15 protein-coding genes and 1 pseudogene are annotated in these 17,611 nt (G+C 39.9%); all 16 read right to left on the reverse strand.

Translation table 11 applies throughout. The annotated features are described in order from the left end of the window. A pseudogene (locus OC25_RS16665) lies at positions 1-668 on the reverse strand (DUF6443 domain-containing protein); the annotation flags it as partial. 209 nt (positions 669-877) lie between these two features. Next, positions 878-1,204: a hypothetical protein gene (locus OC25_RS16670; protein WP_156131501.1), complete on the reverse strand. Its 327-nt coding sequence runs from the start codon at positions 1,202-1,204 to the stop codon at positions 878-880. 665 nt (positions 1,205-1,869) lie between these two features. Beyond that, complete coding sequence (locus OC25_RS16675) at positions 1,870-2,481, reverse strand: hypothetical protein (protein WP_039478344.1); 612 nt, start codon at positions 2,479-2,481, stop codon at positions 1,870-1,872. A gap of 2 nt (positions 2,482-2,483) precedes the next feature. Further along, on the reverse strand, positions 2,484-5,921 hold the full coding sequence (locus OC25_RS16680; protein ID WP_039478347.1) for a DUF6443 domain-containing protein: 3,438 nt from the start codon (positions 5,919-5,921) through the stop codon (positions 2,484-2,486). 239 nt (positions 5,922-6,160) lie between these two features. After that, positions 6,161-6,484 (reverse strand): hypothetical protein, encoded by a 324-nt coding sequence (locus OC25_RS16685; RefSeq protein WP_167335405.1) that lies wholly within the window; start codon positions 6,482-6,484, stop codon positions 6,161-6,163. Positions 6,485-6,488: 4 nt separating this feature from the next. Continuing rightward, the gene (locus OC25_RS16690; protein WP_039478352.1) at positions 6,489-9,314 is read right to left on the reverse strand and encodes an RHS repeat domain-containing protein; all 2,826 of its coding nucleotides are present in this window, start codon (positions 9,312-9,314) and stop codon (positions 6,489-6,491) included. A gap of 482 nt (positions 9,315-9,796) precedes the next feature. After that, a complete protein-coding gene (locus OC25_RS27965) occupies positions 9,797-10,000 on the reverse strand; it encodes a hypothetical protein (protein WP_156131502.1) in 204 nt (67 codons plus the stop codon). Positions 10,001-10,156: 156 nt separating this feature from the next. Continuing rightward, on the reverse strand, positions 10,157-12,364 hold the full coding sequence (locus tag OC25_RS16700; RefSeq protein ID WP_052266264.1) for a peptidase domain-containing ABC transporter: 2,208 nt from the start codon (positions 12,362-12,364) through the stop codon (positions 10,157-10,159). Then, the gene (locus tag OC25_RS16705; protein WP_039478357.1) at positions 12,361-13,566 is read right to left on the reverse strand and encodes an HlyD family secretion protein; all 1,206 of its coding nucleotides are present in this window, start codon (positions 13,564-13,566) and stop codon (positions 12,361-12,363) included. Before OC25_RS16705 ends, OC25_RS16700 begins: the two co-directional genes overlap by 4 nt. Positions 13,567-13,649: 83 nt before the next feature. Next, positions 13,650-13,865: a bacteriocin gene (locus OC25_RS16710; protein ID WP_039478359.1), complete on the reverse strand. Its 216-nt coding sequence runs from the start codon at positions 13,863-13,865 to the stop codon at positions 13,650-13,652. 72 nt (positions 13,866-13,937) lie between these two features. Then, a complete protein-coding gene (locus tag OC25_RS16715; protein WP_039478361.1) occupies positions 13,938-14,171 on the reverse strand; it encodes a hypothetical protein in 234 nt (77 codons plus the stop codon). Positions 14,172-14,430: 259 nt separating this feature from the next. Then, positions 14,431-14,664, reverse strand: coding sequence for a hypothetical protein (locus tag OC25_RS16720; protein WP_039478364.1), 234 nt, complete (start codon positions 14,662-14,664; stop codon positions 14,431-14,433). A gap of 722 nt (positions 14,665-15,386) precedes the next feature. Further along, entirely contained in the window at positions 15,387-15,866 is a 480-nt protein-coding gene (locus OC25_RS16725) for a hypothetical protein (RefSeq protein ID WP_039478366.1), read from the reverse strand. 192 nt (positions 15,867-16,058) lie between these two features. Continuing rightward, positions 16,059-16,562, reverse strand: a complete 504-nt coding sequence (locus OC25_RS16730) for a hypothetical protein (RefSeq protein ID WP_039478368.1) — start codon at positions 16,560-16,562, stop codon at positions 16,059-16,061. Between the two features lies 1 nt (position 16,563). Further along, entirely contained in the window at positions 16,564-16,980 is a 417-nt protein-coding gene (locus OC25_RS16735; RefSeq protein WP_039478371.1) for a hypothetical protein, read from the reverse strand. Between the two features lie 78 nt (positions 16,981-17,058). Further along, on the reverse strand, positions 17,059-17,610 hold the full coding sequence (locus tag OC25_RS16740) for a hypothetical protein (RefSeq protein ID WP_156131503.1): 552 nt from the start codon (positions 17,608-17,610) through the stop codon (positions 17,059-17,061). Position 17,611: the final 1 nt, after the last annotated feature.

The raw sequence follows: 17,611 nt of genomic DNA on the forward strand, positions 1-17,611 counted from the left end.
TCCTGCAACTCCTTGCCATTGTAAAGATACTTGTTTACATTGGCATTTGGAGAACCTTCTTTTCTTAATCCAAAAGCATAGTAATCATCACGTTGTATTACCTCTAAAGCATAGGGAGGTATAGGGCTTTGTTTAAAAGTTACCCTAACATTCCCCAAGTGATCACTCAGATTATACTCGTAACTGTAGTTACCCCCAGTGTTATTTCTAGCTATCCCTTCTTCGGTTTGAATGAAATCGATATTGTTATTGGTGTACTGAATACCAGCTATATAATTGGTGGTGGTACCTCCAGCTTGTTTTTGTAGCTTTTCGCCAGCGGCATTGTAAGTATAAGTTAAATTCTGGCTTCCACTTACGGTTTGCGGCAGGTTAAGGAAATTATATCCTAAACTAATATTCTTTTGGCTATCGCTGGTTAGGTTACCATTGGCATCGTAAGCATAAGTACTGTTGGTAAAGCCACTAATGTTAGTCAGCTTGTTACCATTGTAACCTGTGTAATTATTAGTACCAAAATTATCGCGGGTTAAACTGGTAATATTACCCATAACATCGTAACTAATGGCTTCGCCCAGATTGTTGCCTGCGGCTGTGTTAGTTAAGTGGTTCAGCTTGTCGTAAGTATAACTGAAGTATTGGCTGCACCGCTGGTATAATTCTGGCAAAAAAATAAAAAGCCTGGCACTAAGGCCAGGCTAAAGTTAAAATCATTTTTAAAGATAAGTTATCCACCCGCGCCACCATTAATTAATCCGTAGTCGACCTCTCCTCAATCCAGGGGCTCAAGACTACGGACAGATGGGGGCCTGGCTATAATTTTATTAACTACGTAGCAGGCGCCCACAAACATGTGGTTTACTGTTTATGCAGTCGCCTATAAAACATGATAGTTACCATCAGTAGAATTATATTCATCCATACTCGAAATCGGGATAACACACTTGATAATATTTTTTTCTACAATGATATCATATTCATATTCAATTTCCAATCCGCAGATTAAGCATTTGTCCTCCTCTAATAAACCATACACCTTAACTTTGTCATAACTGGAACTTCCAACGTCTAGCCCTCCCCATTTAATAGCATCTCCAATTGAATATTCATACAACCAAGTATCACCAAATTTAAATTGAATGTTACCCTCAAAAAAGTTCTTGCAATAAGCACACTGAACCTCTGTTTTTAAAATATTGTACATTCCCATAATTAAAGTTGTAAGAAAGGAACACCTGCTGCCCTCATAAATTTAAACATCCTTGTATCCCTTGTAATAATTGTAGCGCCAGTGTTACTGAAAAATGAATGCATATAAATTCAAAACTAAAATAATAATCATCCTGATATAGTGAGAAGGCTTGTAAAGTTCACTTGTTCTAATACATTTTAAGTATAGAAAATAAATCATTAGGATAACAAACTGAGCTGCGTAAAAAAATAATTGATAACTACTGCTAATTATAATAATTGCTATACAAACTAAGGCCAGGCTATAAGTTATTCACCCGCGATCCCATTAATTAATCCGTAGTCTCCCTACCCTCAATCCGAGGGCTCAAGACTACGGATAGATGGGCATTATTCTTTGCCATTAATCAACTCGAAGCCCTCTCACAATAAGGTAACCAAGAACTACCCTGGAATGAAGAAGAAGATGAATTGCTAGCAGAGCGCTTTAACGAAGGCATCAGGATTACTCAACTCGCCAAACTGCATTTCCGTACCTACGGTGTCATTAAAGCAAGGCTAATCAAACTTGGACTCCTACAGAAATAACAAGCCCAGCTATTTTTAAACTGCCGGGCTTTGATATGTAAGTTCTATTTTGATCTTAGCGAGACGCTAAAACCAGAGGGGTTCATTAAATTAATGTTTCCTGTATAAACGATTGGTATCAACTGCCTTAATTTTAATTAGCTCCGAAATATCTCTTTCATCTATATCCTCTACTTTGCCAGAAACGGAAAAAGATAGGTACTCATAAGAATATTTACTTTTTTGAGTAGTTGCAAAAGCACCTCTATTATATTGTTTGATTTGCTTTGTAATATCAACGTTCTTTTTAATAACTTTTGGATTAAACCCATCCTTAAAGGTATTTTCATCTATATAGCCAATACCATATTGATTGATTATAAAGTCATTTCCGTCTTCATTAGACAAAAATAGTTTAACTTCTCCAGTATAATTATTTGGAACAACAATTTCATAAGTAGACTTATATTGGGTTACATAAAAAGTAATGCAAGCCAACATTATAAACATACTAGCAAATGTTACATTATACCAAGTTGATTTCAATATTTTTTTTAACAAATAACCTAATACAAATGAAACACAAATAGTAATAAATGAATAGAATAATATTAAAAACCAAGGAGACAATATCATCGTTGCCGTTTGCATCATCTGCCAAACGCCGAGGCACAGTGATAATACCCCTAAAACTATAATAATTAGTTGTGATTTAGATTTCATTTTTAACGCTTATAAAATTTTGTTGGATAATATCTGAAGTCATAAACCCTTCCACCATATGGAACACTTCGATACGGGGCAGTGTGGGTGTTAGTGAAGGAAGGTTGGTTATACTGCATTACATTACTTCCATTTACTTTTAGAGTAGCTGAAGGAAAAATATTTGTGAAAGCAGCAACAGAAAGATTTCCATTACTTTTGTTATAATTGATGGTAAGTTTTTGGGCCACATCTACAATTTTGTATCCAATAGAGTTTAGCGCTATCTCCTCTGACTTTGAAACGCTTGCATGCTGTTCAAAGTTGATGCCTGTACCCTGTGAAGTAGCCATTTTCGAAAATACATTATTATTCCCCCCCTCTCCAGGATAGTAACCTCTTGCTTCGCCGAAAGGTGTATCACCTAATTTTACCGATTTAGACGCAGTCAACCCAGTCAACTCTCCATTTTCATTCTCGCTGGCTTTTAATGTTACTGTGCTGGTGAGCTTATCTCCAGCTGGATCTATCAATCCACCCATTGTTGGCCCGTCCCAAAGCTTTCCATCAATATAGCTATTGAATTCAAATTTTAAGGTTTTCCCTAAATAAGTTTCCCCAGATTTAGTACTCGCTTGATCATTAGCTTTATCATCCCAATAAATACTTCCATCCTTTCTTTTCACAAAATCTTTACCTTCCATACCATCAGGATCTACAAACCTAATCGGATTATTAAACCCATAATTATACGGAGAATGCCTTCTCATCTTTTCCGCTAGCGGATCAATTACATTCCACCTCCCAATTACCGGATCATAAAACCTTGCCCCATAATCGTATTGTCCTAACTCCTCCTGCAACTCCTTACCATTGTAAAGGTACTTGTTTACATTGGCATTTGGAGAACCTTCTTTTCTTAAACCAAAAGCATAGTAATCATCACGTTGTATTACCTCTAAAGCATAGGGAGGTATAGGGCTTTGTTTAAAAGTTACCCTAACATTCCCCAAGTAGTCGCTCAGATTATACTCGTAACTGTAGTTACCCCCAGGGTTATTTCTAGCTATCCCTTCTTCGGTTTGAATGAAATCGATATTGTTATTGGTATACTGGATACCATCAATATAATTGGTGGTGGTACCTCCAGCTTGCTTTTGCAGTTTTTGTCCGGCAGCATCATAGGTATAGCTTACATTCGGGCCTGCAATAGAAACAGGCAGGTTGAGGTAATTGTAATCAATGTTTGTAATGCCCCTGGCCGTATTGGTTTTCTGGTTACCGTTAACATCGTAACTGTAAGTACTGTTAATAAAACCACTAATAGCTGTTAACTTATTACCATCATAACCGGTATAGCTGTTGGTAGTAAGATTATCACGGGTTAAACTGGTAATATTCCCCATTACATCATAACTAATGGCTTCGCTCATCGGTATACCGGCAACCGTTGCTGCAGTTTGCAATCTGTTCAGCTTATCATAACCGTAGTTAAAAATATTTGCAGTTGGGTTTGCTGTATTTGTCCAATCCCAATATTGTTTGGTAATGTTACCGTTGTAGCCTTGCGCAACACCATCCTGATAATCGAGCTGCATACTAAACTGATCGGAAGTGCTGTTCTTCATCCAGCCACGTTCGTTGTAGGCAAAGGTAGTAGCCTGGCTATCGTTGTGCAGGTTCTTTTTAGTGAGCTGGCCAATTTCGTTGTACTCCAGGTGGTTAAGCGCTACCTCGCCCTGGTTATTGATGTTTTCGAAAGTAGCCAGTTTGCGGCCGGCATGGTCGTACTCATAGCGGTTGGCAATGGTAGTCACTACCCCAGCAACGGTGTGCGTCCGGGTACTGGCTTTCAGGCTGCCATCAAAGTTCCAGGTATTATCTACCACATCGGTACCATTTAAGTGATTGCTACTTTTGCTTTGTACTACACGCCCTTCCAAATCGTAATAATTGGTGGTAAGCAGCATGGCACCCGTGCCCAGGTTCTTCACTTTGGCACCTGTAAGCAGGCTTTTGGTACGCGCTGCCGGCGCCTGGCTGCCTGAAGGCTGGCCAAAGCTATTGTCTGGAAAATCATAGTCATCATAATAATTCATCACATAGTAATCGCCAATGCTGCCCTGCGGCATCACATCATTACTATAACCGGTTAATGTATTTGAAGGGTCACGTTTTTCAAAAGCAGCGGTACCAGCAGCAATAGATTGAAAAGAAGCTCTGTAATTGGTTCCCGACTGTCCGTTATGCAAATCGTCGATATAACGGCCACTAAGTACTACCCTGCCAAAAGCATCATATTTAGTAAAGTTCCACTCTTGCGGGCTTTTGCCACGTTGTACAGCATCCTGTGCAAATATTACCTGATCGAGTTTGTTGTAAACCATAAACTCCCAGCCCTTGCCTGGAATTTTCTTTTCTACCAGCCTTTTACGGCCGTCGTAATGGTAACCATAAATAAACTGATCGAAAATGGTTTGGGTTTCATCAAAGCTGTTTAAGGCCTGTCCGTTTTCGTTTATGGCGGGGGGCAATACATAACGCAGATTACCCAAATCATCGTACACGTAATAGGTACTCAGGCTTTTGCTATTGGTTTCCCACACCCGTTTCAATACCACACGCCCTTCAAAATCCTTAAACTCTTCGGTCGTACCCATTTTTTCGTCGGCCTCTTTCCAGTTTTCGTCTTTAACAATGGTTTTGTAGAGTTTACCCGGCAGGTAAACACCGGCTGTTGCACCATTGTCGCCACCATTTATCGTCCACAGTTTCACCTCATCCTGGGCATTGGTGCCATACACGGTTTTTAGCGTATGTCCGCTACTAAGTTGCCAGTCAGCACCCGGCGCACCTTGTTGCAATACCCGGTTAAGTGGCGAGGCTTCAAATTGCGTTTCGGCAAAGGGATAGGCGGTAGCTTTTACACCAGCTGTAGGGCTGTTGTAAAAAGCCAGCTGGTCGGCCAGGGCAGCTGCGCGGTAATTGCCCGTGGTACCGCTTTGTGCAGCATAGGGCTGGTATTTAAATTGCTCGCGGCCAAAGGCATCGTAAGCCACAGGCTGTACAATATCTTTAAAACCTGGGCTGCCCTGTACCTGCACGGTTTGTAAAGGCCTGCCGAGGCCATCGAAATACTGGATAGATTGGTTTTCTTCGCACAGGTTGCGGCTGTTGCCAAGGGTATTTTCATTTACCCCGGGTACTTTGAAGCTTCGGGTAAGAATATAATTCTGGTTGGTGCTAGGTGTTGAGGAGAGCTGCTGACAATTGAGGTAGCTCAGCCCGGTGGTAAAAATACGTACCGCACCGGTGGTATGAAAACCATCGATCAGCGTTACACTACTGGGTGCACTGATTTCGCTTTCGCCATTATGCACCGATACCACTTTCTGGGCAAAGGCATGGCTACCAAACAGCAATAGTGCTGCTGCAGCAATGTGTTTAAATTGTTTTTTCATCGGGAGCGTTAGTTTTTATAGTGATAATCGGTTTGTTTTAAAATGTAGCCATTCTGGTCTTTGATTAGCGCTTTATAACCCGGCGCAAAGGAAACACTATGCTACAGGTTGAGTGCAGTCCATATCGACAAAATCTGTGTGTGTGTGTGTAACTTTTTCATAAAACACAAATATTTAATTGATTACCTAAGTTTGAATCAATTTGAGCTTAATCAAAAATGTATCAGTACCACAAAAGGCTAATTTGAGCCTATTTTTTTTAATATATTAAGCTCTTTGGGATCTAATATTTGTGCTAATTTTGATAATCGGGTGCTATCCAAGTCGGAAAGAATCTTTGCCTTGCCCTGCGTGTTAAGATCAAACCGCCCGTATACATCTTTTACCCGGTCCTTATGATCGACTTGTAGCAAAGCTACCCGACGTGCTTTAGATGAGTCGATGTGCAACAACCGTTGATAGAAGAATTGCTGAGCCCTGAATTTTAAAGAATCTGGGATCTGTTGGGCATTCAAATTGCTATATCCTAAAAATAAAACAAGGATGGTCAAAAATAATTTCATTTGTTTAATGTTTAAAATGATAATCGAAGCTTTTAATAATATTTTCATTTTGGTCTTTAATCTTTTTAAGTCGCTGAATGTTATCATATTCATAAAAAGTTGTTTGCCCTTTTGGGTCTGTTTCGCTGGTTAGTCCTACTCCCATTTTGTAAGTGTACGTGGTTACATAAGCATTGGGAAGTCCATTCCTTATAGCGGCCAGATGGTTTCTCATATCGGTATCGTTATGGGAAAAATAGTTCTCATTGAAATACGACGGGATAACCAACGCAATGGCAGTATCATAATCTGCTCCAACAATTTTTGCAACAGGGTAATTGTCATTATAGCCGAAAATAAAACTGACGATAACACCATCTTTGCCAACTTGTTGAAGAATATGGCCCCGGTTATCATAACGTTGGGCAGTAGCTTCAATTTCAAGTGGTGCACCGGTAACTGACTTTTTTATATTCTTTAGATGTAATCTACCTGGACCGGAAGAAGTGGGATTGAAAAAGTCATATTCCATTTTCATGTGGCTCAATTCCTTGTTTTTGGTAATATTAGTTTGGACCTGCTCGATTGGCTCACCAATTCTGTTCTGCGAAACCATTTCATCATATACCGGGCCAGTGAAATTATACGGGTAGCTCAGATCTGTTCTAATCGTTTCCTCTTTACTATTTACCATACTAGTAGATGTTATGTTCATTGGATGAAGCGGATCGGTATAGGCATAAGTTTCTGTAGTTCCTATGCCTGTGCCATTAACGGAATCTCCATCCCAGGTGTTTTTCACCGAAAGTCTTTTGACCCCAGAATAGTGATACTGTTTGGCAAAATTAAAGAGCGACCCTAAAGTTTCATGAGCTAAACTTTCGCTCGGGGCTCCAGGAGAACCAGGAATAAAATCAACCACGCGCTTAATCAGAAGATCGGTAACGGTACTATTGATGTAAGAATCATAGCTATAACCTTCATATTTGTAAAAGCCTGGCCCGGAAACTGCTTTTATTATCAAATCCCCGAAATTCCAGGGTTGATAGTGATGAGCAAATCGCCTAAAGTGCCCTTCATGCCTTCCATTTAGATAGAGTAACGGCGAATTGAGTAATTCATATTGATAAGCAGGCTGATCATCGAAATAATAAACAGTATATCGCTGTCCCTCCGTCTCGTCAACTCTTTGATATCCCATTGGTGCTCCTTTTGGTGACAGGGGAATTGCTGCATTTTCCAGAAAAGATCTCCTTCTTGCTCTTACTCCTTCAGATATAACCCCCATCTCTTCACGAAAAAGATCTTTTTCTATGTATACCTCAGTTGCACCATGCCAATAATTATAATCTTTTTTCGAAGCTAGCGTTCCATCACGATCGTAAGATGAAATAGTCTTGATTCTTAAGCCTCCAACCGGGCCACTATTAGAAGTGTTTCCCTCATACTGAAATGTGGTATATCCTCCTGTAGGATATGTTATCTGGTTGAGCATATACAGTACAGAAAAGGTAGCATCCGGATCACGATTTGCATACCCCCCAAACATTCCTATCCTGGAATCTTCGTAATAACCACCTGCATAACTGATATCAACATTGAACCTTGGAACATAGTCGCCCGTGTAAGGCTGACCGTTGTAAAACCCCCAATAATCTTTAGACGATGCACCTAACGGAGAAAATTCACCGACATAACCGAAAGTATATCGTTCCTGCTCATTTCCCAAAGCATCATTATAAACTATGGATTTTAATCTATTGACACTTCCGGAGGCTCCTCCAAATTTATCAATGTTAAGCTGTACGGTTCTTAAGAGTTGTTGGTCTTTATTATATATCTCTATCCTGTTCAGGGTTTTGTTGGTATTAAGGATAAACTTGATGAAACCCGTAGAAAAAACGATCTTCTCTATAAATTTCGGGTAATATATTCTGGAAGAAAAATTAGTGACGCGATTATTATCCAAAGGCATAGAGTAAGGGAAATTATTCCCCAGATCAGCTGAAGGATCTGAGGTCTGACCTGCGATGTAATAGGCATCATCCATCATATATGCAGTCGAATATTGATATCCGACCTGAGGTCCGTTTTGATAATAAAACCCCACCCCCATTCCAGGAAATTTTGCCGAAGATACTGTAGTAAGGTGCCAGGTTGTTACGGCATTATACGGAGTATTAAGAAGACGACTCTGAAACTGTACCCATTCCTCAGCATTGTTACCTCCAAAGCTATAACTAATACCTTTATCATCTATTATTGCCCCTGGATAGAGCTGATAGTTATTCTCTTTAAGGGGAAATGGTTTGTAGGGGCCATATGGATCCAACAAGTAATTTGCATTCGGCATAAACTTCCCCGATAGTCCCAATGCATTATAACTATATACATCAAGCTCACTATCATAGAGCTCAACCTGATCTTTCATCGCCTGAAAACTAGTTTGATAGTTCTGACTGAAATCGGGAGTGCTGACTCCAAAAATTTCGTCAGGAAAGCCGTTCACCGTACGCGTCATCTGACCACCAGCCTGAAGTGTCCATCCAGGGCCAATGAGTAGTGGTACGCTGCATTCATCTAGATTCAGGCCCGAGGCGTGAAAACTGAGATAAATCGGCACAGTAATATCTCCTTCCGTAATGGTATAGATTGGAATCTTGATATCAGGTATACCAGTGTATTGACTGACAGGATAATCCCCATACCGCTGCATTTGCATACTGGATGGAGAAGGTGGAATTTGATCAGTAAGATTCTGGGCTTTAAGAGTCTTAATAGAAAGAAAGATCAAGACAGGGGTCAAAAGTACGGCAACTCGAAACTTTGCATTTATTTTGTTGAGAGACATAATTGGTTAGATTTAAATATAATCTAATATGGATAAATAATTAATAATTGTAAAATCTTTTTGACGAACGATGCTTTTTTTAACATGAACGATCGTTTTCAGGTGACGAACGTGTTTTTGCGATTTTAAAAACACCTCATAAAATGGCAAAAAATTGATAGAGAAAGGGTAAATTTTTACTGTGTTTAACCCGTAAAAAATGGAATAAGAGCTGGTTAGATTTTAGATATCAAATAAGCTTATCAAATTAACAACATCATCACGCCCACCGCAACTTGCTCCACGCTAAAAAACTTTTTGCAATTAAGCTAATTACGTTTACAGCTAAATAAATCATCGCACATTTTTTAATGGGTTTTATATCCATAAACAAATGGTATTATCACGATATACGTTATGATTAGCGATCCTCCCTATGCTGGGCTTAGCGACAAAAACAGTACAGCTAATTTTAAAAAGCAGTCTTTTCGGGCTAAAACTGACTAAAACTCATGAAAACCTGCTGCAGTGTGCAGCACTAAATCATGAGGGTCAGGAAAGCTCGCTGCAGTGTGCAGCGCCAAATCATGAGGGTCATGAAAACCAGCTGCAGTGTGCAGCACCAAATCATGAGGGTCATGAAAGCTCGCTGCAGTGTCCAGCAATAAATCATTAGAAATGCTTAAAAAAACTAATATCAATACCATGATTAACAACATTTCATTACAACCGCTTAGATCCGGCCAGCACTATTGCAATCTACCTCGTTTTAGCAGCTGAACTTCTAAAACACAAAAGCGCAGTCCAGGTACTACCCAGGATGCACTCTTTTCCATCAAAATAACTCAACTTAACCCTCCTGATCAGCGCTGAGGCATTTGGGGAAACTGCTTATGCCACATTCCGGAATACATTCCCGCTAAGCCCAATAGTTCGTCGTGGGTTCCCTCCTCCATGCGTTTCCCCTCTTTTAATACCACAATCTTATCTGCATTAATCACGGTACTCAACCGGTGTGCGATCAATATAATTGTTTTCCCCTGTTCCCTAAGCAGGGAAATAGCGTGATGGATATGCTCCTCGGATGAAGAATCGAGTGAAGAGGTGGCCTCATCGAGTATCAGTATCTCCGGGTCACGGTAAAGTGCCCTGGCAATAGCCAGCCGCTGGCGCTGTCCACCAGATAAATTGGTTGCATTTTCACCAAGATAGGTATCAAAACCATTGGGCAGGCGCTCTATAAAATCCATGATGTGCAGTTGGACGCAGATGCGGATGATCTTTTTCATGTCCGGTTCCATGTCCCCGACAGCAATATTCTCGATTACGTTCCCGGCAAAAAGATGTACATCCTGTGGCACGACAGCAACCAGTTTGCGCAGCGATTCATTGGTAAGGTAATTGATGTCAAATTCCCCGATCATGATATTACCCGACTGCAAAGGATAGATATTCTGCAACAATGAAAGCAGTGTAGTTTTTCCCGAGCCGCTTTCGCCCACAACAGCCGTGATTTTCCCTTTGGGTACCTGCAGATCAAAACCATCAAATACCGTTACCCGCGTTCCGTACCTGAAATGTACATCCCTGAATGCGATATCGCCAATCATATCCGGGGTAAGATCAGTCCTGTTTTCTGTTTTTTCACGTTCCAGGTCCATGATCTCAAAAAGCCTGTCGGCAGCGATACGTGCATCCTGGAACACTTTGTTCATTCCGATCAGACCGATTACCGGCCCCGTGAAATAGCCGATAATGGCATAAAACGATAACAGCTCGCCCGGGGTGATCAGATTCTGCAGCACAAAACCCGCGCCCGCCCAAAGCAGGATTACCGCAAAAATACTGGAGATAAAACCACTGGCATTCCCTACCAGAAGCGAATTGGTACCTGAGGTATATACGGTTTTTAGCAGGTTGATAAACCTGATCTCGGTCTTCAGATTGGAAAAATTCTCCAGTCCGAACCGCTTGATGGTACTCACCGCATTTACCGATTCTACCAATTGGTTTTCCAGCTCGGCGCTTTTTTCCATCAGCTGTCGCTGGGTGGCCTTATTCAGCCGGTTGGATATATAATAAATGAGTGCATACAAAGGAACGACGGTGAGCATAATCAATGCCAGTTTCCAGTAATAGGTAAACATTAGGGCAAAGGAAAAAACCAGGATGAAAACATTGACCGCAAAGCCAACCAATACATCATTGATAAACGCCCTGATCTTTACCGCATCGTTCATCCTGGAAATGATTTCACCAACCCGCATGGTATCAAAAAATGCCTGCGGTAATCTTAAAAGATGCTTATAATAACCTAAAATGAGCCTGGCATCAATTTGCTGCCCGGTTTTGATAGTCAGCAGGGTCTTTGCATAATTGATAAAGATCTGTACCAGAATGATGATGATCATGACCGTACCCATCAGGTTGAGCAGGTTCATATTTCCCTCCGGGAGCACATTGTCTACGATCTTCTGCAGGAATATTGAGGTAGAAAGCCCCAGTATAGTATAAAATACTGCTCCAATAAGTACCTGTAACAGTACCGATTTATGCGGCATTAAAAGATACAGAAACCTTTTTTCCAGCGAAATCCGCTCGGTTCCAGCAGTAAAATCGTCTCCAGGTAAAAGCATAATCAGCACACCGGTCCATTTTCCCCTGAACTCATCCGGCGTCAACCGCTGCATTTCGCCGTAAGCGGGATCCATCACCTCCACATAGGATTCGGTAATGTGGTACAGCACGATATAATGGGCAATGTTATTGTGGTTCACATGTGCAATCACCGGCAGCGGAATGGTAAAAAGGTTATCATAAGCTGCTTTCACACCTTTCGCCGAAAAACCGAGCCTGGCTGAAGCCTCAATCAGCCCCAGTACATTGGTTCCTTTCTTATCGGTGGAAGCATACTGGCGGATACGCGCAATAGGCATATCCAGTCCGTAATGGATGGCAATCGATGCCAGACATGCTGCACCGCAATCGGTTACATCATGCTGCTTGATAATGGTTTTCCTTGTCTTTTTACCGGGCCAAAAGCCCTTAAAAAACTGTTTGGTGCTTTTCATAGGCCTGCCTGCTGTTTTGTTTTACTTTCCGGGATGACATTTGGGTTCAGCCAGTCATCCGCCTTATCATATAATAATTGGAAAAGGGTCCTTCTGGTTACAAAAAAACGCGCCTGGAGCGTCATCCCTTTTTTGATCCTCCCCAGATAGCCGTTGCGTAGTTTTAAACTGTTTTTATCTAACAAGCACCTTACCTTAAAAAATGGTTGTGCGCCGTTTTGCATAAAAACGTCACTGGAGATGGAGATTACCCTGCCCGTTGCCAACCCCCACTCGTTATAATTATAGGCATCGATCTGGAAACGTGCCTTTGTGCCCACATGCAAAAGCCCGATATCTTTCGGCTGAACGTAAGTTTCGGCAATCAGACCCGAATCAGGTGATATCTCGCCTAATATCTCATTGGCAGAAATCGAACTGCCCGGCTGGATGCCTTTTAGTTGCTGCACAGTACCGGTAAGCGGCGCCCTGATCGTATAAAATTCCTTTTCTTCCCGATACTGCCTGTCCTTACTCCCAAGCTGCTGCCGCTGGATATTTAACTGATTGAGTTCGGTTTGCCATTTGCTTCCCTGCTCTTCCCCGATCAGCGAGAGTTCATTAAATACATTGTCTTTTTTAAGTTTTACCTCATCGTATTCCAGCGCAGAAACGGCCTTTCTTTTGTAGAGATAAGCATAGCGGTCATAATTTTTATAGGCTAGTTGATAACGGGCTTTTGCCTCGGTAACCCGCTGCATAAAAAGGCTGTACTGCTGCCCGTAAACCCCCGATTTAAGCGGCAGTTTCTTAGACCAGTCATTTCTACGGTAGGCATTGATTAGCAAGCCCAGGTCATACAGCTGATCTTCGACATCTTGCTGCTGGAACTCATTAAGTTCGCCCTGACTTTCGATATTCTCTTTTTTAATGGTCAGCAGCACCTGCCCTGCCTTCACATGCATATTTTCCTCGATAAAAAGCGAATCGATCCTACCAGCTACCAGCGGCTTGATCTCATTGCGCTCAGCAGCAGGCCTGAACAGTCCTGTACTTTTTACATTCACATCTACCCGGATCAGGAACATGGCTAGAAAAGCTGCTATCAAAACGGCGAGCATCACCTGATAGATCACCTTGGTGTAGGAATTATGGGTATGAAAATGGTATTCGGCCGTATTTTCAATAACCTCTTTCGGGAATATGTATTTATCGCTGTCCATAAATTAATTTCAATTGCCAATCCATAGCTATCTCCTTGAAACCGGTGACAGCCGGCAAGCCCTATCTTAACAGGATTGTCTTTTTATTGTTTTGAGCCTAACCATCCCAGCCCCAGATCGATATCCTTTCCAATGGAAAGCGTTGTGCTGCCTTGATGGTCCTCATAAGCATTATTAAAAGTGAGACTCAACAAATTATCGGTACCTGCACTGAGCAAAATGCCAAAACCAGCCGGATTCCCGCTTTGCAAAGCGCCGCCGCTGATCTCTGTTAATTCTTTTTTTGTCAAATTTTCCATGAGGTTAGATTGATTAAAAAAGAAAAAGGAGGATAAAAAATTTACCCCCCTAAATCTAGTATGAACTGGTAATTATCTGCTTAATGAATCGAATAAGCCTTTTAGACTACCACCGATGTTGTTCCCGATAGAAAAGGAGCTGGCACTTGATTCATCACCATCCCTGCTTTCGGTCTGGAATGACAATAAATTGCCGATACCGATCGATCCCAATAAACCGCCCGAATTTGAAGAATCATTGTTTCCAAACAGGCCGCCACCATTAATCTCTTTCATTTCTGTTAAATTCAATTCCTGCATTTTCATAATAAATAGATTTATTTTTGCCTACTCTTAAAGGTTTTCGGCTTCCCCTTATTATAACAAACGCATCCGCTGCACATACAGATGTGTGCAAAAGGCTGTTTCCAACAACGCCACAGCGTACATTAACCGTACTGGTTGTCGATAAATTAAAACAATTAACTACTACTGGATGTTAACACGCGCAAGAACACAAAAACGGGCGCATAAAAAAGGACTTCCGAAGAAGTCCTTTTTTATAAAATTGAGTTTTTACGTCAAATTAGCTGGTTAAGCTTTTGAATAATCCTTCCAAGCTTCCACCGATGTTATTCCCCAAAGAGAACGAGGTTTTACTCGATTCATCACCGTCGTGTGTCTCATTTGAAAATGATAACAAGTTACCAATACCGATCGATCCCAAAAGACCGCCCGAATTTGACGAATCATTACCACCTAATAAACCACCACCGTTGATTTCTTTCATTTCGTTTAAATTTAACTCTTGAAGTTTCATAACGTTTCTAATTTTAATAATGCCTACTCTGTTTGAGGTTTTCGGCGACTCCTTTTATTCCATCCTTTCGGACTCACTATAACAACGGTCGAAAGCATCAATAAGTTCAAGGTTTACAAGCGCCGCAGCGAATAACTTAATCGCCCCTGTTGTCTCTTCAATCATACTAGAAGCATAAAACATACGTTTTTACGCGCGAGGTTCGCAATCTCCTTTAGAACGACACACGCTAAACATAAATATTGGTTAGGGATTAATTTTTGTTTCGGTTTTCTTTAAGTATTTCTTAAGTACCAAATCATTTCTGCCAAAATCATTGAACATTTTGTTCTAAATTAATTAAAAGTTGCTGTTGAAACGAACAGCGAAAATGAACACAAACTGATTGTAAAACCTAAAAAAACGGCCTTAAAAGGCACAAAAAAGCCCTTCAGGTATTCCTGAAGGGCGATTTTTTGTCAGTGGGCTTAACTGGGTGTTTAACAAAACATTTCCTGTCTGATTTGCGTTTGATCGCAGATTTAGCCAAAAATCTTGATGCGACAGGAAACTGAAAATTTGTTACTCACTAAGCATTTTATTTCACTAAAAGACTAGCATTTACATCTGCAAAGGACTATAATAGCCAAAAGAAGAACCTTCATTTCGAGGCCTAACGAAACTTTAAAGCAGCTTGTCTATTTATTCACATTTGGAGATAGCCGCCTGTTCATAGGAAATGATTATATAGCTCTTATTATCTTTGTTTTTTTTCTTTCCAAATCTAAATTATCACTTAATTCACAAAGGTTTTTGTTTCCTTCTGGCGTGGAAAACTGTTCGACAATTTTGGTATATTGAGCAGGTGTGTATTCTTTAAAAAACATTAAAGTTTGTGTTCCAACTTTTTTAAACTCTCCACCGCCTCCACTGATGAGTTCCACAGTCCCATTTTTATGAAAGATCATTGAAGCTAACAGAAAATCATCAAATTCCCAATCAATAATTATCGAAACATGTTTCCTGATAGATTCTATGCTTTTGCAATAACCCATGTATAAATAAGTTTTTTTTTTGTCATCATACCTACTAACAGTGACATTATTAAAACTGTAATGAATAATCTTTTTTTGCTCTTGCTCGCACGACCAATTGAGCATTAAAAAAAATACAAATCCAATCACCATTTTAGTGAAAAATTTTTTTCCCTGCATTGATTCCATCTCTTGTTAGTTTATCTTCTCCTGTTAAGGCTATCTTCAAAAATTGTATATACCAATTGCCGGGATTACTCCACCAATTGCCAAATCACTTACTGCCATTTTTTTCATTTTTGTTTTATTATTTCCTGATTGATTATAAAGTCCAAATCCGTAATCTATCACTAGATTTGGTACATTGGCAATCACATTAATCTAACGTTTTAAATTCGAAACAACATTTGAAAAATCCTGATCGCTTTCCACCCATAAAACATTACTCTCGACCCCCTGATAAACAAAAAAACAACCATCTATTTGAGTAATATTATCCTTTATTAAGATATTCCTACTGCTTGATTTTAAAAGTATATCCTCGCAATCTCTATCTATCAAAAACACCAATGAAGCTGTTTCAAAAAATAACCAGAGTGTCCTTATCAAGGACCTGTTTAATAGTACATTTGCAGTTTTTAAACGAAAAAATATCCTGTTGTAATTTTCATTTATCAATATTCTTTCTGCTGCAAAACCAATAGTATTGAAGAGCTCTTCATTAGTTACCAAAACTCTTAATCCATAAAAGTATACTGTTTCACTATTATTCAACAAAAATTGAAACAAAGAATCCCACTTTGACTCACTAACATCTATGGGATGTAGAGAGTCCATAATTGAAACTCTCTTATTTGAATGAACTACTACATCTAAATTACTCATTTTACGACAAGGGAGATGCTAAGGGGTAGTTTTTGCGTTTTGTATTAAATCTCTTGGTGATAACAGCCGATAGTCCTTTTAGATAAAACGGGTCGAGGCTAACCTTGACATCAAAATCGAGTTCTTGAGATAACTGTGTACAATACAAAGGAATCGATTCCTTCAGGTTAGCAATCCTAGCTTTTTCCTTCTCAAGGAATGATCCGTCACCTTTTACGGGATAAATTCCAGATTCAATCATGGGTTCCAGATATTTAATATCGTGGGCATAGAGCCCTTCTCCTCCTGATGAAGGAAACACAGTCGCCGTACCATCTTTGTAAATAGTAACAAGTGCCATACTTGACTTCAGTTGGTAGAAATGATCGATATTGTCAAATTTCTCATCTTTAAGTTTGCTCAGGGATTTTATATCCATAGCTCTGTAAATTGTCTTCTTAGCATTTGAGTCTTTCAACCTTCCCAGTCAATCAACATTAAAATTCAGCTTAGTTATCTAATCTGCAAACCAATACGCCACATCAATTTTACAATTATCGTCAAATGTAGTTCCTGCATTTAAAACAAATTCTATTCCCTTATCGGATAACACTTTAAAAGGGTCATTAATGTTTGAGGTCTTTTTTTCATGTTTAGCAACCGAGAAAGTAACTTCAGGAACATCAGGCATGCGATCATATGAAAACGTCCATCGGTTCTGCTCCAAAGTGCCCTGAATGATGCGGATTTGATCATTTTCTAAACCACTGATTGATTTTTGCAAAAGAAGTAATAAACATTTGTCTTTCTTCTCATTAAAAAACACTACGCTGTCCAATTTGGAACAAACATTGACACAGCCATTATCGAATAGTACTTTTCCATTCCGATTCTTTAGTGTTGAAATTACAGACGAAGCCGATCCCAAGACATCACGATATTCCGATGCTCCTTTAAGCCTTTTTTGTTCCTCACTAAAGCATTCCATTTTATTTGATGAATGATATTTACATCCACAAAACATCATCAATATAAAAAAAAGTGGTTTCAATAACTTGAATTTCATCATA

This window comes from Pedobacter kyungheensis, from assembly GCF_000812965.1.
GTDB classification, from domain to species: Bacteria; Bacteroidota; Bacteroidia; order Sphingobacteriales; family Sphingobacteriaceae; genus Pedobacter; species Pedobacter kyungheensis.